A 19,901-nucleotide genomic window follows, 5' to 3' on the forward strand; every position below is an offset into this window, starting at 1 on the left:
TCCTTTCAGGCGTTCAAGGCAAGGTGTTCGGCCACGGCCCGGGCGACCCAGGTCTGGGCTTGTCCGAGGTAGTGCGCCGGGTCGAGCAGATGATCAAGCTCGGTCGCCGATAGCTGCGCAGTGACCTGAGGTTCATCCCCCAGCACATCGCGCAAATGCCGTTGCTCGGCCACGGCGCGCTTGCAACATTGCTCCAGCAGATGGTGTGCCGTGTCGCGCCCGACACGCTGGGCCAGGACGATGCTCACCGCTTCGGCCAGCACCAACCCCTGGGTCAGTTCCAGGTTGCGGGCCATGCGTGCCGCGTCCACTTCCAGCCCTTCGGCCAACAGCCGCGCCTGTTGCAAGGCACCGGATACCAGGCAGCAGATCTCCGGCAGGGTTTCCCATTCGGCGTGCCACAGGCCCAGGCTGCGCTCGTGTTCCTGGGGCATGGCGCTGAACAGCGTCGACAACAAGCCAGGCACTCGCGTCGCCGCACCGATCAGCACTGCCGCCCCCACCGGGTTGCGCTTGTGCGGCATCGTGGACGAACCACCCTTGCCCGGTGCCGACGGCTCGAACGCTTCGCCGGCCTCGGTCTGCATCAACAGGCTGATGTCGCGGCCCAGCTTGCCCAGACTGCCGGCGATCAACCCCAGTACCGCGCCGAACTCCACCAGGCGATCGCGCTGGGTGTGCCACGGCTGCTCCGGCAGGTTCAGTTGCAATTCGGCGGCCAGGGCTTCGGCGACAGGCAGCGCCTGTTCACCCAACGCGGCGAGCGTCCCGGAGGCACCGCCGAATTGCAGTACCAGCAAGCGCGGCTTGAGTTCTTTCAAACGTTGGCGACTGCGGGTGATCGCCCCCAGCCAACCGGCGATTTTCATCCCCAGGGTCACCGGCGTGGCGTGCTGCAGCCAGGTGCGCCCGGCCAGTGGCGTGGCGGCGTAGCGTTCGGCTTGTCGGGCCAGGGTGATCGCCAGTTGCGCCAGCTCCGCCTCGATCAAGCCCAACGCCTGGCGCAGTTGCAGCACCAGCCCGCTGTCCATCACATCCTGACTGGTGGCGCCCAGGTGCACGTAGCGTTCCGCCTCGGCGCTCTCGATGGCGATGCGCTTGCCCAACGCCTTGACCAACGGGATCGCCGAATTGCCGGCGCTGGCGATCGCTTCGCTCAATGCCGAAAAATCGTACAGCTGGGCCCGGCAGGCGTTCTCGATCGGCGCCACCGCATCCTGGGGGATCAAACCTACCTGCGCCTCAGCCCGGGCCAGCGCGGCCTCGACATCCAGCATGGCCTGGACCCGCCCCGCATCACAGAACACCTCGCGCATGTCGCGGGCCGTGAAGTAGGCATCGAACAGCTGATTGCCCGGTCGTTCGCTCATAAACAGTCCTTGAGTGCGCCGGCCTCACGGCCGGTGCGGTTGGGTCAAAGGTCGTGGTGCAAATACGCCGGCTGCTTGGGCAGGCGCAGGCTGAACAGGAACGCCACCCCCATCATCACCGTGACATACCCGTAAAAGGTGTTCTTCACACCCTGGGCCTTCTGGCTCAAGGCAACGTACTCGGCCGAACCGCCAAAAATCGCATTGGCCACCGCGTAGGCCAACCCTACTCCCAGTGCCCGCACTTCAGGTGGAAACATTTTCGCGCTTTTACCAGGCCGCTGATAGAAGTGTAGAAACTGACGATCGCCAGCGCCAACGTAATCAGGACAAACGCCAGGAACGGGCTGCTGGCGGCGCCCTTGTTCTCGCGCATTTCCTTGCTGCTGGTTTCCGTCAGGGAGTTTCGCAGGAACAGCGGTGCCCAGTAGGTGGGCAGGCAAGCGATGAGCAACGAGCCCAAGCACATCATCAGCACCGAGATCATCATCGAACTCTTGCGCCCGTGACGGTCCGCCACCCGGCGCGAAATAAATCGCGCAAAACCCATAGACGTAGAAATCGAACCATTCGACCAGGTTACCGGATGAGGCACCGACGATGGCGAAGATACGCTTGCTGCGTTCTTCACCGGTGTAGTGGCTGATTGGGATGGCCATGGGTTGCTCACTCGTTGGGGACTGACGAAGTCTAGACACGCTTAGTAATAGCCCCGTTCCACAAACAGACATTCAAGCAGCAGCGCCTGTACCGCCGCCATCGCGAGCAAGCTCGCTCCCGTAGGAGCTGTCGAGCGAAGCGAGGCTGCGATCTTTTCCCAATCACTTGAGTTTCAAGTGAAAGATCAAAAGATCGCAGGCTTCGCCAGCTCCTACAAAGCCAGCGGGAGCAAGGGATTCACTCAATAATCGAAGAACACCGTCTCGGCATCCGCACCCTGCAGGATCACATTCCACTGGTACACGCCCGACGCATCGGGTTTGCTCACGATCGTGGCGCGACGCTCCTCGGGTACGCAGGCCAGCAGCGGGTCGGTTTCGTTGGCCTGTTCACCGTCGAAGTAGATGCGCGTCAGCAAATGCTTGACCAGCCCGCGCGCGAACACCAGCACCACCAAGTGCGGTGCCTGGGTCGTCCCCTTCAACCCTGGCACGCTGCCCGGCTTGATGGTGGTGAATCGGAAGCGCCCTTCGGCATCCACCGGCACTCGGCCAAAGCCTTCGAAGTGCGGGTCCAAGGGTTTGTCCTGGTCGTCTTCCGGATGAGCGTATTTACCGGCGGCATTGGCCTGCCAGACTTCCAGCATCGCGTCGTTGACGAACTGACCATTGCCGTCGACCACCTGACCGGTGATCGCTACGCGTTGGCCGAGGGTTTCGGCGACGGTCAGGTCTTCGCGGTTCAGCCAGGTCAGGCCAATGTGGTAGTAAGGGCCAACGGTGTGGGACGTGGTGGCGGTGAGCGTCATCTTATTTCTCCATCGGCGTGGCATCGCGGCCGCGCAAGACGATGTCCCAGCGGTAACCGAGGGCGTAGTGAGGGACGGTTTTTTCCAGGTCGAAACGGGCGATCAGGCGTTCCTTGGCGCGGGTGTCCGGTACGCAGTTGTAGATCGGGTCGTAGGCCAGCAACGGGTCGCCAGGAAAATACATCTGCGTCACCAGCCGCGTCAGAATGCTCGGTCCGAACAGCGAGAAATGGATATGCGCCGGGCGCCAGGCGTTGTGGTGGTTACCCCACGGATAGGCGCCAGGCTTGATGGTCTGGAACTGATACCAGCCGTTGGCGTCGGTGACGGTGCGACCGGTGCCGGTGAAATTCGGGTCCAGCGGCGCGTCATGGTTGTCACGGTCATGGTTGTAGCGACCGGCGGCGTTGGCCTGCCAGATCTCCACCAGGATGCCCGGCACCGGCTGGCCATGCTCATCCAGCACGCGCCCGTGAATGATGATCCGCTCCCCCAGCGGCTCGCCGGCATGCTGGGCGGTCAGGTCGTGGTCCTTCTCTTGCACGCGGTCGGCACCGACAGTCGGACCGGTAATTTCCGACAGCGAATGAGGTAGGAACACCAACGGCTTGGACGGCGAGCGCAGGTTGGTGGACTGGTACGGTGGGTGCAGATATTCCGGCTGGGTGCCCGCTTGGGGGCGACGATAACCAGGTTTGTCAGTCATGCAGCGTTCCTCGATTTCTTATTAGTAGAACGACGCGTCAGACGCGTTCGATCGCCAGCGCCAGCCCTTGGCCGACGCCGACGCACATGGTCGCCAGGCCTTTCTTGCCGCCGGTCTTTTCCAGTTGGTGTAGCGCCGTCAGCACCAACCGCGCCCCGCTCATGCCCAGAGGATGGCCGAGGGCGATGGCACCGCCATTCGGGTTGACCTGGGGTGCATCGTCCGCCAGACCGAGGTCGCGCAACACCGCCAGGCCCTGGCTGGCAAACGCTTCGTTGAGTTCGATCACATCGAAATCCGCAACCGCCAGGCCCAGGCGCTCAATGAGCTTGCGCACCGCCGGCACCGGGCCAACGCCCATCACTCGAGGAGCCACGCCGGCACTGGCCATGCCCAGCACTTTGCCGCGGGGCGTCAGGCCGTGCTTCTTCACCGCTTCGGCCGACGCCAGGATCAGTGCAGCCGCGCCATCGTTGACTCCCGAGGCGTTGCCGGCAGTGACGGTCTTGTCGGAGCCGTTGACCGGTTTGAGTTTGCTCAGGGTTTCCAGCGTGGTATCGGCGCGAGGATGCTCATCCTGCTCGACCACGGTTTCACCTTTTTTATGGGTGATCCGCACTGGAACGATTTCTTCGGCAAAAAAGCCTGCCGCCTGGGCCGCTGCCGTGCGCTGTTGGCTGCGCAAGGCGAAAGCATCCTGGTCAGCGCGGGACACGGCGTAGTCATCGGCCACGTTATCAGCGGTCTGCGGCATCGCGTCCACACCGTACTGGGCTTTCATCAATGGGTTGATGAAACGCCAGCCGATGGTGGTGTCTTCCAGCTTCATGTTGCGGGAAAACGCCGCGTCGGCTTTGCCCATCACGAACGGCGCTCGGGACATCGACTCCACCCCACCGGCGATGGCCAGTTCCATCTCACCGCTGGCGATGGCACGGGATGCGGTGCCAATGGCATCCATGCCCGAGGCGCAAAGGCGGTTGAGGGTCACGCCGGGAATGCTTTCCGGCAGGCCCGCCAACAGCAGCGCCATGCGCGCCACGTTGCGGTTGTCTTCGCCGGCCTGGTTGGCACAACCGAGAAACACTTCGTCCACCGCGCTCCAGTCCACCGATGGGTTGCGCTCCATCAGCGCCTTGATCGGCACGGCCGCCAGGTCGTCGGCGCGCACGGCGGACAAACCGCCGCCAAACCGACCGATAGGGGTTCGAATCGCATCACAGATATAAACGTCGCGCATCAGGCTTCTCCCGGTGCCTGGCCGTGGGCCGCCGCGGTACGAGCTTCCAGGTCGCGCAGTGCGCGCAGCTCCACCTCGGTCGGCTCGGCGGTGGTTTGCACCTGGTCGGCGAAACGGATCGCCCACCCGGTGGCCGCAATGACTTGCTCTCGGGTCACGCCGGGGTGCAACGCGGTGACCACGAACTCATGGGTGCCGGCTTCCGGTTCCATAATGCACAAGTCGGTGATGATACCGACGGGACCGGCGCCCGGCAGGCCCAGGCGTTTGCGCGAATCACCGCCTTCACCGTGGCCGACTGAAGTGATGAAATCCAGCTTGTCGACAAACGAGCGAGCCGACTGCTTGAGGATGATCAACACACTCTTGGCAGAGCCGGCAATTTCCGGCGCGCCACCGGCACCCGGCAGGCGAACTTTCGGTTGATGGTAGTCACCCACCACGGTGGTGTTGATGTTACCGAAACGGTCGACCTGGGCTGCGCCTAGGAAACCGACGTCGATACGCCCACCCTGCAGCCAGTAGCGAAAAATCTCACCGGTCGGCACGACAGTATCGGCGGTTTCCGCCAGCTCACCGTCACCGATGGACAGCGGCAGTACGCTGGGCTTGGCACCGATCGGGCCGGATTCGTAGATCAGCACGACGTCCGGCGACGAGGTCAGCCGCGCCAGGTTGGCCGCTTTCGACGGCAGACCGATGCCGACGAAGCACACGGCATTGTTCTTCAAGCGACGCGCCGCGGCGACGGTCATCATTTCGTTGGTGGAGTAGGTCATGGTTTCACCTGCGAAGCGGCTGCCAGTCTGGCCTGGAATTCACTGAAGTCTTTAGTGCCATGGATGTATTCGTTGATCCATGCGGTAAAGGTCTCACGGTCCCGGGCGATCGGATCCCACGCCTGGTAGAAACGGTTGTCACGCTCGGTGTAGCCGTGGGCGTAGGACGGATGGGCACCACCCGGCACGAGGCACACGGCGCTCAATGCCCAGGTCGGCAGTACACAAGCGTTCATCGGTGCATTGAGGTCGTCGACGATTTCTTCCACGGTGACGATGCAACGCTTGGCGGCCAGGGCCGCTTCTTTCTGCACACCGAGGATGCCCCACAGCAGCACGTTGCCCTTGCGGTCGGTTTTCTGGGCGTGGATCACCGTGATGTCCGGGCGCACCGAAGGTACAGCGGCCAATACTTCACCGGTGAAGGGACAGGTCACGCTCTTGATCAGCGGGTTGACCTTCGGTAAGTCGGAACCGGCGTAGGCCCGCAATACCGCGAACGGCAGCCCGGAGGCACCGGCGACGTAGGCGTTGGCCAGGTCGGCGTGGCTGTGTTCCTCGATCTCCAGCGGGCGCGGCCATTGTTTTTCCACGGCGTCACGCAAGCGGTGCAGCGACCCTACGCCAGGGTTGCCGCCCCAAGAGAAAATCAACTTGCGAGCACAACCGGCGCCGATCAACTGGTCATAGATCAGGTCAGGCGTCATGCGGACCAGGGTCAGATCTTTCTTACCCTGACGAATGATTTCATGACCCGCCGCCGTAGGAATCAGGTGAGTGAAGCCTTCGAGCGCGACGGTATCGCCGTCGTTGACGAATTGCTTCACCGCGGCGTGCAGCGAAAGGATTTCAGCCATGGGGCAGGCTCCCGTTTTCCAGTAGACCGACATGAAGAAAAAGGCGCGAGGTTAAGCGCCGGAGTGACTGAAGATTAAGCCTGGGGGAAAAGCCAAACAATCCGATAATCGACTGAGTGTTCGTTTATCGAACAGATTGTTGTTTGGCTATCGATCTATCCAAGTGCACAGAACCCTGTGGGAGCCTTGCATGCCACCATTTGTCTTACACAGGGTCATGCCGTTGGCTCAGGTCGCATCCGCATGACTGACCATGCCCTTGATCACCACTGCCGTGGTCGCCAGAGCTGCCGGGATGACCAGGGCGGTCAGGACCTGTTCGAAGTTCCAGCCCAGGCCCAGCAGGGTCGCGCCCATCCAGGCGCCGAGGATCGCGCCGAAACGACCGATGCCCAGCATCCACGAGACACCGGTGGCGCGGCCTTGGGTCGGGTAGAAACGCGCGGCCAGCGAAGGCATCGCCGATTGCGCGCCGTTGACGCACATGCCGGCCACCAGCACCAGGGTGGCGAGTAAGGTGATGTTACCCAGGCTCTGCCCCACCGCGTAGGCAAACACCCCGGCCATCAGATAGAAAATGCCGATGACCTTGTGCGGATTGAACCGGTCCATCGCCCATCCCACGCCTACTGCGCTCAATACGCCGCCGAATTGAAACAGCGCACCGATAAACGCTGCCTGCTCCATGCTCGCGCCGCTGTCGCGCATCAGGGTCGGCAGCCAACTGGTCAACAGGTAGACGATCACCAGGCCCATGAAATAGGTCAGCCACAGCAGCAAGGTGCCAGCGCTGTAGGTACCAGAGAAGATCACCGCCAGCACATTGCGGGCTTTTACGGTTTTCTGTTCCGGCACACTGAAACTCGCCGCTTGGGCGACCGTGTTCGGTTCGATCGGTGCCAGGGTCTTGCGCACCTTGTCGGTGCCGCGATTGCGCACCACCAGGTAACGCGCCGACTCCGGCAGCCAGAACAGCAACACGACCGCCAGGATCAACGGCAGGATCCCGCCAATCAGCAGCAGGCTGTGCCAACCGAATGCCGGTATCAGCTTGGCGGAGATGAAGCCACCGCCGGCCATGCCCAAGTTGAAGCCGCAGAACATGCCGGTCACCAACAGGGATTTCTTGCGTTCCGGGGTGTATTCCGACAGCAAGGTGGTGGCGTTCGGCATCCCGGCGCCTAATCCCAGGCCGGTCAGGAAACGCAATACCAACAATTGATCGACGTTGGCGCTGTAGGCCGACGCCAGGCTGAACGCGCCGAACAGCAGGACCGCGCCCACCAGTACGACTTTTCGCCCGAAGCGGTCAGCCAGCGGCCCTGAGCCCAGTGCGCCGAACACCATGCCGATCAGCGCGGCGCTCATCACCGGGCCAAGGCTGGCGCGGTCGATGCCCCAGTCCTGGGACAACGCCGGGGCAATGAAGCCCATGGCCGCTGTATCGAGGCCGTCGAGGAAAACAATCAGGAAACAGAGAATCACCACCCGCCACTGGTAGCGCGAAATGGGCTGGGCATTGATGAAGGACTGCACATCGAGGCAGTTGCCTACGGAGGTCTGGGGTTGATTCATTTTATTTTTATTCCACGCGATAAACGCAGGCGAACGATCAGGGACCGGCGAAACACGCCGGATGACGCTGCGCGACATTAATGAGGGCAGGCAAATACCGTCAATTCATCGCCGCCGACTGTGTGCGTTTATCGAACAGCTTAAGTGAACAATTGCGCGCTCAAGTCGCGACTGGCCCCCAGCAGGCCCGGCAGGAAGCGCTGTTCCAGCTCATTGCGGCTGACCCGCCCGGCATGGGTACTGACATTCAGCGCCGCGACCACCTGCCCGGAAGCGTCGTACACCGGCACGGCAATCGAACGCAGGCCCTGCTCCAGTTCCTGGTCGACGATGCACCAGCCTTGCTGTCGTACCTGTTCCAGGCATTCAAGCAATGCCTCGGGGGTGTGCAAGGTGCGGCTGGTCTTGGCTTGCAGATCGACGTGGTCCAGGTAGTCACGCAACGAAGCATCATCCAGGGCCGCCAGGAGAATTCTGCCCATCGAGGTGCAATAGGCTGGCAGACGCCCTCCGACCGACAGATCGACCGAAATAAGGCGCTGGGTGGTGGCTGACCTGGCGATATAGAGGATGTCGTCGCCTTCGAGCGTCGCCATGTTGCAGGCTTCGTGCAATTGCTCGCTCATGCGGTCCAGGTACGGCTGGGCAGAAACGGCCAGGGGCGTCGAGGACAGATAGGCGTGCCCCAGGGTCAGCACTTTGGGCAGCAGCGAATAGGTCCGTCCGTCCGTGGTGGCGTAGCCAAGCTTGATCAAGGTATGCAAGCAACGTCTGACGGCGGCGCGAGGGATTTCCGTGCGATGACTGATCTGGGCGATGGTCAGGTGCCGCTTGCGTTCCTGGAAGGCCTGGACCACGGCCAATCCGCGGGCCAGGGACGTCATGAAATCAGGATCGCCGGTCAGGGCCTGGATCCGCTTGGCCGGCGAGGCGACGATCGGTGGCGCGACTGAAGTGAAAGCATTGCGCAATTGGTCGTTCATGTCTGGTCCTTCCACGGGAATGACGGCTATTACAAGCGGCTGCCCGACGGACAGACAAGGGTCGGACCGCCAACAGCGTTCGATTATCGAACCGACAACCGATAATCGCAATCCTCCCCCGTGTCATGAATTCGTCGCCGTCGAACGCTCGACAACAAGTTGAGCGAAAGTGACAAGCGATGTGACGTGAAGGTGTGAGCGATATTGAACTTGTCGCCTTGAACGGCCTCAGGATATCGGCACTAGCAAGCATCTTCTGAAACCTGATTGACACAAGTTTGCACATACAAACATCGATTCACACAACAACAGGCCTCTTTAAATTTTTCCCGATAGTGTTATTCAGCTGGACCGCTATAATGCAATTCAGCGACGGTGCGGCCAATCGACCGCTCCCGTACGCAGGCACCTTGGTTAAGACTTGGCGCCCGAAGCACCTTTAGGGTCGCTTCCCCTGTATTGGCAACAACACGAAGCCCTGATGCTACGTCAGCTGTCAGCTCTGGTGCCGTGGCCGTCTGCATGTCTACATGCAGTGCGTATCACCAGATTCCATTTCAATTAATTAGGTAAAACTGTGACGAAAGACGAACTGCGCGCGGAACTTGAGCGCCAGGAACAACGTTACAAGGAAGTTTACGGCGGGGAAGTCACCACCTACGCCGCGCAACCTGAACCGGAACGCAAACCCTGGCGTAAGCGCGCCACCGTTCAGGATCAGGCCTTCACCCAGGAACTCCAGAAAATGGAAAAAGAACTCAAACCCGAAGAGCAGTGACGCTTTGGGCCTGATGTTCTTGTGAAGAGGTCTCCGGCCGCCACCCAGGCCGGGAGCCGCAGCCGCGCCCGCCATGAGCGGGCCGCCATCCGCTCCCGTCCGACGGGCGGGAAGGGTCATGGCCGACCTTCTTTCAGATATTTCATACAACCACCCGTAGTGCTTCACAGCGGGCGGCGATCAGGTTCCGGGACACTTTGCGCCCCTGAATCAAAGGGTTACGCACCCCGCGAAAAACCTCGTACCAGAGTCATTCCTACAAATTATTTCGTTGAAGAATGTTACCGATGAGCAGGCAATGCATCGATTGCCAAGGTTTTCTGGCATAATCGCGCCCCCTTACGACCGGGTCAGAAAACCTTCATGATCGATTTATTCAGCGGACTGGATGCTTGGGTGCTTGTGAGCCTCTTGCTCGCCCTGGCTTTTGTCCTCGCCTTCGAGTTCATCAACGGCTTTCATGACACCGCTAACGCGGTTGCCACTGTTATCTACACCAAAGCCATGCCGCCTCATCTGGCGGTGTTCTTTTCCGGTGTGTTCAATTTCCTCGGCGTGCTGCTGGGCGGTGTGGGGGTGGCGTATGCCATCGTTCACTTGTTGCCCGTGGAGCTGCTGATCAATGTGAACACCGGACACGGGCTGGCCATGGTGTTTTCGCTGCTCGCAGCGGCCATTACCTGGAACCTGGGCACCTGGTACTTCGGTATCCCGGCGTCCAGTTCCCACACGTTGATCGGTTCGATCCTCGGCGTGGGTCTCGCCAACGCGTTGATCAACGGTATCCCGTTGGCCGACGGGGTGAACTGGCAGAAGGCGATCGATATCGGCGCCTCCCTGGTGTTCTCGCCCATGGCCGGCTTTCTGGTCGCAGCCTTGGTGCTGATCGGCCTGAAATGGTGGCGTCCGCTGTCGAAGATGCACAAGACACCGGAACAGCGCCGCAAGCTCGACGACAAGAAGCACCCGCCGTTCTGGAATCGCCTGGTGCTGGTGATTTCGGCCATGGCCGTCAGCTTTGTCCACGGCTCCAACGATGGCCAGAAAGGCATCGGCCTGATCATGCTGGTACTGATCGGTATCGTGCCGGCGCAGTTCGTACTCGACCTGGGCAGCACCACCTACCAGATAGAGCGGACCCGTGACGCGACTCTGCACCTGAGCCAGTTCTACCAACGCAACAGCGAGTCCCTGGGAGAATACCTGGCGCTGGGCAAAAGCGTGAAAGGCGATCTGCCAGAGAAGTTCCGTTGCAATCCGCAGCAGACCGAACCCACCATCGATGCCCTGCTCGACACACTCAAAGGCGTGGCGGACTACCATTCGCTGCCGTCGGAAAGACGTATCGAGGTTCGTCGCTACCTGCTCTGCCTGGACGACACGGCGAAGAAGGTCGGCAAGCTGCCAGGCCTGGCAGCCCGTGAGAAAGACGACCTGAACAAGCTGCGCAAGGACCTGACCGCCACCACCGAATACGCCCCGTTCTGGGTAATCCTGGCGGTCGCCCTGGCACTGGGTCTGGGCACCATGGTCGGCTGGAAGCGTGTGGTACTGACCATCGGCGAGAAGATCGGCAAGCAAGGCATGACCTACGCCCAGGGCATGTCAGCGCAGATCACCACCGCGTGCATGATCGGCATGGCGAACATCTTCAGCCTGCCGGTTTCCACCACCCACGTACTGTCCTCGGGCGTGGCTGGCACCATGGTCGCGAACAAGAGCGGCCTGCAAGGTGGCACCGTGCGCACCATCCTGCTGGCCTGGGTGCTGACCCTGCCAGCAACGGTGGCGCTGTCGGCCGGGCTGTTCTGGCTGGCGTCCAAGGCCCTGGGCAGCTGATTCCAGCGGCTCAAAAAAGAAGGTGCGATCCTTGCGGGTCGCACCTTTTTTTATGCCTAACGCTGAACAACTTGTGGGAGCGGGCTTGCTCGCGAAAGCGTCGGTTCAGTCAGCTACTCAGTGGCTGACATACCGCTTTCGCGAGCAAGCCCGCACCCACAGTTGTTTTGTGCCGAACAGGGGAAATTTGCCAAAAAAAATGGGCGACCGAAGTCGCCCAAAATGCCTTGCGTGCTCGTTGTAGCCGGAAAGACCTACGGTTTTTTCCGCTTGTGTGCGTCTTTCCAGATGAATAATCCAAAGCCTGCGAAAAACACGACCATGAGGCCAACCGTCAACACTCCGGCAAACACCACATTATCGAAAAACATGACTGGCCTCCTGGTCTTGTCCCTGTTGCGATGGGTTCAAGTTAACCAATCAGGCCTGGATAAAAATTGACCGGGGTCAATAGCGCCCGCAACGGGGTGAAAAGGTGGGGAAATAACTGATCTGCATCAATGGATCGAGGGGGCTCAGCGCTTTTTCGGTTTGCTTTTCGGCTTTTTCTTGGGCTTGCCCAACGGCATGGCCTGCTCGAAAGCTTGGCGGACTTCATTGAGGCGTTTTTCGTTGAGGTCGTGAACGCGCTTGGCGCGCTCGGCACTGAGGTCGATCAGCTTGTCGTCTTGGCTCATGGCGTCTGGGCATCGTGCAGTGAATTGCGGATGCGCCCATGATGCGGGCTGTTGGCGGCGTTGACTAGCCTGCGTACGTCGGCAGACACCTGAATCATATCTGGATATCGACCCACAAGCCCTGGCGCGACTCTTCGTCTATCAGCGGCACCACCGGCACAGTGTTGTCGGCGTTGAGTTCGGTACCCGGTATGGCCAGGTGCTCTTCAGGGTCTTCATCGGCCTCGCGGCGGCGCCTGTTGCGTTCATGCTGGCGACGTTGTTCCTCGCGCAACAGCAGCGCAGCCTCTTCCGGGTCGCGGTTTTGCAGGTCGATGGTGCTTTCGTTGGAGCTTTGCTGCACCGGGACCACGGGCGGTATGTCCGGTCGCTGGCGAACCGGATCCTGTTGAGCGGTGATGGGTACGGCGCTCAAAGGGAGAATGGGTGGCAACATAAAGGTCTCCTGTCTTCAGGTTGTCGGCTGGAAAAGTGGCAGCTTGAACCGCCGGTCCGAAACTTGTGACCCAGTTGGTATTGCAGCAATCCCCTGGTCCGAGCTTGTTTGATCGCAGGGCAAGCGTAAGTTCCGTGCCGTCGCTAACGAATCAGCGTACGTAAATCCTTTGGTCTGAGGGATCCTTCCGTTAATATAACCGGCTTTTTCAAGGCGGGAGTCAGGCAGCATGGCGCAGCAGTATCAACCGGGGCAACGCTGGATCAGTGACAGCGAAGCCGAGTTGGGTTTAGGCACCGTTCTGGCACAGGACGGCCGCTTGTTGACCGTGCTCTATCCGGCCACTGGCGACACTCGCCAGTACGCGCTACGGAATGCGCCGCTCACCCGTGTACGGTTCTCGCCAGGCGATGTGATCACTCACTTCGAAGGCTGGAAAATGACCGTACGCGAAGTCGATGACGTCGACGGGCTACTGGTCTACCACGGCCTCAACGAGCAGAACGAAGTCGTCACCCTGCCCGAAACCCAACTGTCGAACTTTATCCAGTTCCGCCTGGCGAGCGACCGTCTGTTCGCCGGCCAGATCGACCCGTTGGCCTGGTTCTCCCTGCGTTACCACACCCTGGAACACACCAGCCGCCAGTTGCAGTCTTCGCTTTGGGGCCTGGGCGGCGTCCGTGCCCAGCCAATCGCCCACCAATTGCACATTGCCCGTGAAGTGGCCGACCGCATTGCGCCGCGGGTGTTGCTGGCGGACGAAGTGGGCTTGGGCAAGACCATCGAAGCCGGCCTGGTCATCCACCGACAACTGCTGTCCGGCCGTGCCAACCGCGTCCTGATCCTGGTGCCGGAAAACCTCCAGCACCAATGGCTGGTGGAAATGCGTCGGCGCTTCAACCTACAGGTCGCGCTGTTCGACGAAGAACGCTTCATTGAAAGCGATGCCGGCAACCCGTTCGAAGACACTCAACTGGCCCTGGTGGCGCTGGAATGGCTGGTGGACGACGAGAAGGCCCAGGACGCGCTGTTCGCCGCTGGCTGGGACCTGTTGGTGGTCGACGAGGCCCATCACCTTGTGTGGCACGAAGATCAGGTCAGCCCGCAGTACGCGCTGGTCGAACAACTCGCCGAGACGATCCCGGGCGTGCTGCTGCTGACCGCGACCCCGGAACAACTGGGCCAGGACAGTCACTTTGCCCGCCTGCGCCTGTTGGACCCGAATCGCTTCCACGACCTCAAGGCCTTCCGCGCCGAGAGCGAAAACTATCGCCCGGTGGCCGAAGCCGTGCAGGAGCTGCTGGACAAAGGCCGTCTCTCGCCTGAGGCCCACAAGACCATCCAAGGCTTCCTGGGCAATGAAGGTGAAGCCTTGCTGACCGCGGTCAGTGATGGCGATGTCGAAGCCAGTGCCCGCCTGGTGCGCGAACTGCTGGACCGCCACGGCACCGGCCGCGTGCTGTTTCGCAACACCCGCGCCGCCGTGCAGGGCTTCCCTGAGCGCAAGCTGCACGCCTACCCGCTGCCATGCCCGGACGAGTACCTCGAGTTACCCCTGGGCGATCACCCCGAGCTGTACCCGGAAGTCAGTTTCCAGGCCCTGCCGGACGCCAGCGAAGAAGAACGCTGGTGGCGTTTCGACCCTCGGGTCGAGTGGCTGATCGACACCCTGAAGATGCTCAAACGCACCAAAGTGCTGGTGATCTGTGCCCACGCCGAAACTGCCATGGACCTGGAAGACGCCCTGCGCGTGCGTTCCGGCATCCCGGCCACGGTGTTCCACGAAGGCATGAATATCCTGGAGCGCGACCGCGCAGCGGCCTATTTCGCCGACGAAGAGTTTGGTGCCCAAGTGCTGATCTGCTCGGAGATTGGCAGTGAAGGCCGTAACTTCCAGTTCGCTCATCACTTGGTGCTGTTCGATCTGCCGGCGCACCCGGACTTGCTCGAGCAACGTATCGGTCGTCTGGATCGGATCGGCCAGAAGCACACCATCGAGCTGCATACCCCGTACCTGGAAACCAGCCCGCAGGCGCGGCTGTTCCAGTGGTATCACGAAGCGCTGAATGCCTTCCTCAACACCTGCCCGACCGGCAACGCCTTGCAGCATCAGTTCGGCCCGCGCCTGCTGCCATTGCTGGAAGAAGCCGACGATGGCCAGTGGCAAGCCCTGATCGACGAGGCCCGCAGCGAACGCGAGCGCCTGGAGGCCGAGCTGCACACCGGTCGCGACCGTTTGCTGGAGCTCAACTCCGGCGGTGCCGGTGAAGGCGATGCGCTGGTGGAAGCCATTCTCGAGCAAGACGACCAGTTTGCCCTGCCGATCTACATGGAAACCCTGTTCGACGCCTTTGGTATCGACAGCGAGGATCATTCGGAAAACGCGCTGATCCTCAAGCCAAGCGAAAAAATGCTCGACGCCAGCTTCCCGCTGGGCGACGACGAAGGCGTGACCATTACCTACGACCGCAACCAGGCGCTGTCGCGCGAAGACATGCAGTTCATCACCTGGGAGCACCCGATGGTGCAAGGCGGCATGGACCTGGTGCTGTCCGGTTCCATGGGCAACACCGCCGTGGCGCTGATCAAGAACAAGGCCCTCAAGCCCGGCACCGTGTTGCTGGAACTGCTCTACGTCAGTGAAGTAGTGGCCCCGCGCTCGCTGCAACTGGGCCGCTACCTACCGCCGGCCGCCCTGCGCTGCCTGCTGGACGCCAACGGCAACGACCTGGCCGCCCGAGTCTCGTTCGAAACCTTGAACGAGCAGCTCGAAAGCGTGCCCCGCGCCAGCGCCAACAAGTTCATCCAGGCTCAACGCGACCTGCTCACGCCACGGATCAACGCCGGCGAAGAAAAGATCGCCCCACGCCACGCCGAACGCGTGGCCGAGGCCCAACGTCGCTTGGCCGCCGATACCGACGAGGAACTGGCACGCCTGACCGCCCTGCAAGCGGTCAACCCAACCGTGCGTGACAGCGAACTGGTGGCCCTGCGCCAACAACGCGAGCAAGGGCTGGCGATGCTTGAGAAGGCGGCGTTGCGCTTGGAGGCGATTCGGGTGTTGGTGGCGGGCTGAGTTTGGCTGGATTCCCGATATGGGTCCCCGCTGTGGTGCTTTTATCGGGTGTATATCCGTTGCTGCGGTAACGGATATACACACCAAACGATGCCCCCTCAAGGACTGTAATACCCCACCGCCACCAGAAAATGCCCGACCTTCTTCAGGTACGCATGCTTGTCCTCGACCTTGCCGGTCACCGGGTTCTTCCAACGATACTCATACTCCCCCACATCCTGCTTGCCGATCATGGTCAGGATCGGCTCCCCCACCGGCTTGCCATCGGGGTCCTTGACCTTGGCAAAATCGGTATTGATCAAGCGCAGGTTCGTACCGTGGCCGACATACCGCCGGGTATTGAGGTCAACCACAAAGACATACAGGTCATCCTGCAAATAACCGCCCTTGAGGGAATTGACCGCCGCCAGCGTGGCTTTCTCGTTTTTCAGCAGATCGCTCGAGGCTTTGTCCAACAGCGCCCGGGCCTGTTCGGCGGAAGCCCGTGGCAGGTAGTAGCCGACGGCCAGGATTCGTTCGCCGACGCGCTGGAAGTACACGTGCTTGCGCTCGACCTTGCCGTCCGACCAGTTCTGCCAACGGTACTCGGCTTGCTGGATGCCACTGGCCTCAGGAGTTTTCAAGGCATCCTTGAACGCTTTGCGCAGGTCCGGGCCTAGCACTTCGGACACGTCTCGCCCGATCAGCGCCGAGGAAGGCCCGCCACTGGCGAGCATCACACCCTGGGTATTCACCACGAATACGTAGCGATCCTTGTCGACGAACTCCCCTTGGCGACTGAAGGCGGCAAAGGCTTTGTCGCCATTGTCGTGGTAATAGGCCAAGGCCTTTTCCAGCAGCGAGCGGGCCGCCTGGCCGTCATCCGGTGTCGCGGCATGAACCGGTGCCAGCCCCAGCACAAGCATTGCGCCCAGCCAGGCCATTCTGTGAAAAAAAACCATATGCGCGCCCCTCGTTCTTGTTGGTGTTTCAAGAGCGTAGACGGCGCGGGGGAGTAGGAGCTGACGAGTGCAACGAGGCTGCGATCTTTTCCCACACAATTGAGTCTTGAGCGAAAAGATCAAAAGATCGCAGCCTTCGGCAGCTCCTACAGGGGTAGGCGCGGGCCGAACATCAGGTCCACTCAGACTTATTGACCGCGGAGTTGCTGCTGCAAGTTCTGAATCTGCGCTTGTAAGGTGTTGATGTTGCGGGTGACCTGGCCGCGGAAGGCATCGAACTCGGCAGTGCTACCGCCCTTATCCTGCTGGCTCTTGAGCACGATCACGTCCTGCTCCAGGCGGTCGATGGCCGAGTTGGAGGTGGCTCTTTTCAGGGCGGTGATATCGGCACCGATGCTCTTGAGCTGAGCATCCAGGGCACCACCCTCGCCTTGGTTTTTCAGGGCGGACACTTCAGTCGCCAGCGTCTTGACCTGGGCTTGGAGCTCCGTGTTGGTAGCTTGCAACTGAGTGTTGGTGTTCTGCTGTTCAGTGGCCTGGGCAATGAGCTGGGCCAGTTCCTTGTCCAGGTCGGCGGACGGACCGAACGTGGCTTGCTGCAGTCTGTATTGCTCCTGCAACTTGCTGTCGAATTGCTTGCCCTGATCCTGCAGCTTGCTTTCCAACTGCTTGATCTGCAGTTTCAAGGCCTCACTGTCGCTCATCACATTGGACTGGCGGGCGACGACCTTGCCAGAAAACTCCTGCAGTCGTCCCGCCGCATCTTCACTGATCCGCGCGAAGCTCTCCTGGGTGGCCACCAGTTGCTGCTCCATCAGGGAAATCTGCTGAAAGCTCCACCAAGCCAGGAAGCCGAACGCACACAGCAGCGCGCCGACCAGTGCCCACAGCGGCCCGGTGCTGGGCCCCTTGACCTTGGCCGTGGCAACGGGCGCCGGGCGCGCTTGCAGGTGAGGCTGGCGGTTGGGCAGGAAATCATCGTCATCGGGAATGTCGGCCCGCATCCGCAGGCTCGGTACATCATCGAAGTCGTCGTTGGCATCGTTACGCATGGGCATGGTTCAACCTTTGGGAAACCGGTGATGGCTTGATGCGGTGAGTATAACCCCCTCGCCCGCCGCACCGATTGACCCCGAACCTGGCACTCGGTTCATGACGGGGCGATCAGCGGGCAGTTTGGACCTTCCACCAGGCACAAAATTCATCGAGGGCGGTCCACAGACTGACCCGCGGATCGTAATCGAGATGGTGCCGGGCCCGGCTGATGTCCAAGGTGAAATTTTTGTTCATGACCTGCATGCCCAGGCGCGACAGCGTCGGCTCGGGGCGGCCCGGCCACAATTTGCAGAAACCTTCATTCAGGGCCGCGATGCTGTAAGCCAAGCCGTAGGAACGATAACGCCGGACCTGTGGGACTTCCATCTGGCGCATCACATAATTGACCACATCCCACAGCGGAACCGGTGCCCCATTACTGATGTTATAGGCCTTGCCCAACGCTGAATCGGTAGCCAGCAGGCTGCTGAGCAGCGCTTCGTTGAGGTTTTGCACGCTGGTGAAATCCACTTTGTTCAGCCCGTTGCCGACAATCGCCAGGCGCCCCTTGCGCTGCATTTTCAACAGACGCGGAAAAATACTCATGTCACCGGCGCCGGTCACGAACCGCGGGCGCAGGGCCAGCACTTCGAGGCCGAACTCCTGGGCGCCGAAGACTTTCTGCTCGGCCAGGTACTTGGTGGCAGCGTAAGGGTGCTTGAAGCGCTTGGGCACTTGTTCTTCAGTCAACCCGAGGTGGTCACGACCGTCGAAGTAGATGGACGGCGAGGACAGATGAACCAGGCGACGAACCTTTTGCTTGAGGCAGGCCTCGACGACATTTTCCGTCACCTGGACATTGCCTTGGTGGAAATCCTGGTAGCGCCCCCAAAGCCCCACAGAGCCGGCGCAATGCACCACGGCTTCGACATCCAGGCACAAATCGCGGGCCAGCAGCGGGTCGCTCAGATCCCCTTGGACAAACTGTGCACCGCGACGCACCAGGTGCTCTACGCTCTCGGCCCGGCGACCATTGACCCGTACATCCAGGCCTTGCTCCAGGGCGAAACGCGCGAAGCGCCCGCCAATGAAGCCGCTCGCGCCGGTGACCAGAATTTTCATGAATGCTCCTAAGAAATGCGGTTACGAGCCTCGCACTACAACCTGCAAATTTATCTGTGCGCCGCTTTTACCTGCTGCTTGACGTCTATTGCGCCTCCCAAGGCACCAGCCACTGCCGGGAGGCGCGGATCAACTGTTCGGTCAACAAGCCGAGCAACTGCCCGCCATTGCGCCAATGATGCCAGTAGAGCGGCACATCGATCGGTTTATCTGCCAACAATTCCACCAGCACGCCGCGTTCCAGCTGTTCGCGCACTTGCAGCTCCGGCACAAGCCCCCAGCCCAGTCCGACTTCAGCAAGACGAATAAAACCTTCGGACGAGGGGCACAGATGGTGCTCGAAACCGCCGTCCACGCCCACCGACGCGAGGTAGCGGTGCTGCAGGAAATCATCCGGGCCAAACACCAATGCTGGCGTACGGGCCAGTTGATCAGCCCGCACCCCACCGGGGAAATGCCGGGCGATGAACGCCGGGCTGGCCAGCGCCCGGTAACGCATCGCCCCCAGCAAAATACTGCGGGCGCCCGCCACCGGACGTTCGCTGGCACAGACACACGCCGCCACTTCACCGGCGCGCATGCGCTTGAGGCCAACGGTCTGGTCCTCCACCACCAGGTCGAGCAACAGGTGCTGCTCGGCGCAGAAATCGCCTACGGCCGCCGCCCACCAGGTTGCCAGGCTGTCGGCGTTCAAGGCGATGCGCAAACGCTCGGGCAAGCCCTCTTCATCCAGGGCCGGCACCAGGCTTTGCAGGTCACGCTCAAGCAGCCGCACCTGTTGCACGTGATTGAGCAATCGTCGGCCGATTTGCGTAGGTGCCGGCGGCGTGGCACGTACCAGCACGGGCTGGCCGACGCGTGCTTCCAACAGTTTGATCCGTTGGGAAATGGCCGATTGCGACAAACCCAACACCTGGGCCGCGCGCTCGAAACCGGCCTGCTCGACCACGGCAGCCAAGGCAGAAAGCAATTTATAATCGAACATCAGTTTTCCTAATGAGCAATCAGTAATATTGGTT

At 61.1% G+C, this 19,901-nt stretch carries 18 protein-coding genes and 1 pseudogene; 3 read left to right on the plus strand and 16 right to left on the minus strand.

The window, feature by feature from the left end; genetic code table 11:
- Positions 1 to 5: 5 nt before the first annotated feature.
- From AACY42_RS01925 to pcaR, 9 genes and pseudogenes are all read right to left on the minus strand, one after another.
- Entirely contained in the window at positions 6 to 1,370 is a 1,365-nt protein-coding gene (locus AACY42_RS01925) for a 3-carboxy-cis,cis-muconate cycloisomerase (protein ID WP_339475819.1), read from the minus strand.
- A 44-nt stretch (positions 1,371 to 1,414) separates the two neighbouring features.
- Positions 1,415 to 2,029: pseudogene (locus tag AACY42_RS28515) on the minus strand (MFS transporter).
- A gap of 242 nt (positions 2,030 to 2,271) precedes the next feature.
- Positions 2,272 to 2,838, minus strand: a complete 567-nt coding sequence (pcaG, locus tag AACY42_RS01940) for a protocatechuate 3,4-dioxygenase subunit alpha (RefSeq protein ID WP_339475821.1) — start codon at positions 2,836 to 2,838, stop codon at positions 2,272 to 2,274.
- Between the two features lies 1 nt (position 2,839).
- Positions 2,840 to 3,544, minus strand: coding sequence for a protocatechuate 3,4-dioxygenase subunit beta (gene pcaH, locus AACY42_RS01945; protein WP_339475824.1), 705 nt, complete (start codon positions 3,542 to 3,544; stop codon positions 2,840 to 2,842).
- A gap of 37 nt (positions 3,545 to 3,581) precedes the next feature.
- Positions 3,582 to 4,787 (minus strand): 3-oxoadipyl-CoA thiolase, encoded by a 1,206-nt coding sequence (gene pcaF, locus AACY42_RS01950; RefSeq protein ID WP_339476463.1) that lies wholly within the window; start codon positions 4,785 to 4,787, stop codon positions 3,582 to 3,584.
- Complete coding sequence (locus AACY42_RS01955) at positions 4,784 to 5,563, minus strand: CoA-transferase subunit beta (protein WP_053178376.1); 780 nt, start codon at positions 5,561 to 5,563, stop codon at positions 4,784 to 4,786. The genes pcaF and AACY42_RS01955 overlap by 4 nt, the downstream gene beginning before the upstream one ends.
- Positions 5,560 to 6,420 (minus strand): CoA transferase subunit A, encoded by an 861-nt coding sequence (locus tag AACY42_RS01960; protein WP_339475836.1) that lies wholly within the window; start codon positions 6,418 to 6,420, stop codon positions 5,560 to 5,562. Before AACY42_RS01960 ends, AACY42_RS01955 begins: the two co-directional genes overlap by 4 nt.
- Positions 6,421 to 6,648: 228 nt before the next feature.
- The gene (locus AACY42_RS01965; RefSeq protein ID WP_339475838.1) at positions 6,649 to 7,995 is read right to left on the minus strand and encodes an MFS transporter; all 1,347 of its coding nucleotides are present in this window, start codon (positions 7,993 to 7,995) and stop codon (positions 6,649 to 6,651) included.
- A gap of 140 nt (positions 7,996 to 8,135) precedes the next feature.
- On the minus strand, positions 8,136 to 8,978 hold the full coding sequence (gene pcaR / locus AACY42_RS01970; protein WP_339475841.1) for a pca regulon transcriptional regulator PcaR: 843 nt from the start codon (positions 8,976 to 8,978) through the stop codon (positions 8,136 to 8,138).
- A gap of 577 nt (positions 8,979 to 9,555) precedes the next feature.
- Here pcaR and AACY42_RS01975 point away from each other — a divergent pair.
- Together AACY42_RS01975 and AACY42_RS01980 are read left to right on the plus strand one after the other, a co-directional pair.
- Positions 9,556 to 9,756 carry a hypothetical protein gene (locus AACY42_RS01975; protein WP_339475844.1) on the plus strand — a complete coding sequence of 67 codons (201 nt, stop codon included), beginning with the start codon at positions 9,556 to 9,558 and terminating at the stop codon, positions 9,754 to 9,756.
- Between the two features lie 363 nt (positions 9,757 to 10,119).
- Positions 10,120 to 11,595, plus strand: coding sequence for an inorganic phosphate transporter (locus tag AACY42_RS01980; RefSeq protein WP_339475846.1), 1,476 nt, complete (start codon positions 10,120 to 10,122; stop codon positions 11,593 to 11,595).
- A 254-nt stretch (positions 11,596 to 11,849) separates the two neighbouring features.
- On the opposite strand, the gene ccoM is transcribed toward AACY42_RS01980, so the two are convergent.
- The 3 genes from ccoM to AACY42_RS01995 all read right to left on the minus strand — a co-directional run bounded on the left by ccoM (position 11,850) and on the right by AACY42_RS01995 (position 12,708).
- Positions 11,850 to 11,966, minus strand: coding sequence for a cytochrome c oxidase subunit CcoM (ccoM, locus tag AACY42_RS01985; protein WP_014336959.1), 117 nt, complete (start codon positions 11,964 to 11,966; stop codon positions 11,850 to 11,852).
- Positions 11,967 to 12,110: 144 nt separating this feature from the next.
- Positions 12,111 to 12,272 (minus strand): hypothetical protein, encoded by a 162-nt coding sequence (locus tag AACY42_RS01990; RefSeq protein ID WP_265066463.1) that lies wholly within the window; start codon positions 12,270 to 12,272, stop codon positions 12,111 to 12,113.
- Between the two features lie 94 nt (positions 12,273 to 12,366).
- Positions 12,367 to 12,708, minus strand: coding sequence for an aspartate-semialdehyde dehydrogenase (locus AACY42_RS01995; protein ID WP_339475857.1), 342 nt, complete (start codon positions 12,706 to 12,708; stop codon positions 12,367 to 12,369).
- A gap of 229 nt (positions 12,709 to 12,937) precedes the next feature.
- Here AACY42_RS01995 and rapA point away from each other — a divergent pair, with 229 nt between their 5' ends.
- Positions 12,938 to 15,784, plus strand: coding sequence for an RNA polymerase-associated protein RapA (rapA, locus tag AACY42_RS02000; protein ID WP_339475859.1), 2,847 nt, complete (start codon positions 12,938 to 12,940; stop codon positions 15,782 to 15,784).
- A gap of 98 nt (positions 15,785 to 15,882) precedes the next feature.
- On the opposite strand, the gene AACY42_RS02005 is transcribed toward rapA, so the two are convergent.
- The 4 genes from AACY42_RS02005 to AACY42_RS02020 form a co-directional block, all read right to left on the minus strand.
- Positions 15,883 to 16,725 (minus strand): cache domain-containing protein, encoded by an 843-nt coding sequence (locus tag AACY42_RS02005; RefSeq protein WP_339475862.1) that lies wholly within the window; start codon positions 16,723 to 16,725, stop codon positions 15,883 to 15,885.
- 188 nt (positions 16,726 to 16,913) lie between these two features.
- Positions 16,914 to 17,783: an ATPase gene (locus tag AACY42_RS02010; RefSeq protein ID WP_339475865.1), complete on the minus strand. Its 870-nt coding sequence runs from the start codon at positions 17,781 to 17,783 to the stop codon at positions 16,914 to 16,916.
- Positions 17,784 to 17,889: 106 nt separating this feature from the next.
- Positions 17,890 to 18,882 (minus strand): NAD-dependent epimerase/dehydratase family protein, encoded by a 993-nt coding sequence (locus tag AACY42_RS02015; protein WP_339475867.1) that lies wholly within the window; start codon positions 18,880 to 18,882, stop codon positions 17,890 to 17,892.
- Between the two features lie 85 nt (positions 18,883 to 18,967).
- Positions 18,968 to 19,867, minus strand: coding sequence for a LysR family transcriptional regulator ArgP (locus AACY42_RS02020; protein ID WP_339475870.1), 900 nt, complete (start codon positions 19,865 to 19,867; stop codon positions 18,968 to 18,970).
- Between the last annotated feature and the right edge of the window lie 34 nt (positions 19,868 to 19,901).

This window comes from Pseudomonas sp. RL_5y_Pfl2_73, from assembly GCF_963970515.1.
In the GTDB taxonomy this organism is placed as follows: domain Bacteria; phylum Pseudomonadota; class Gammaproteobacteria; order Pseudomonadales; family Pseudomonadaceae; genus Aquipseudomonas.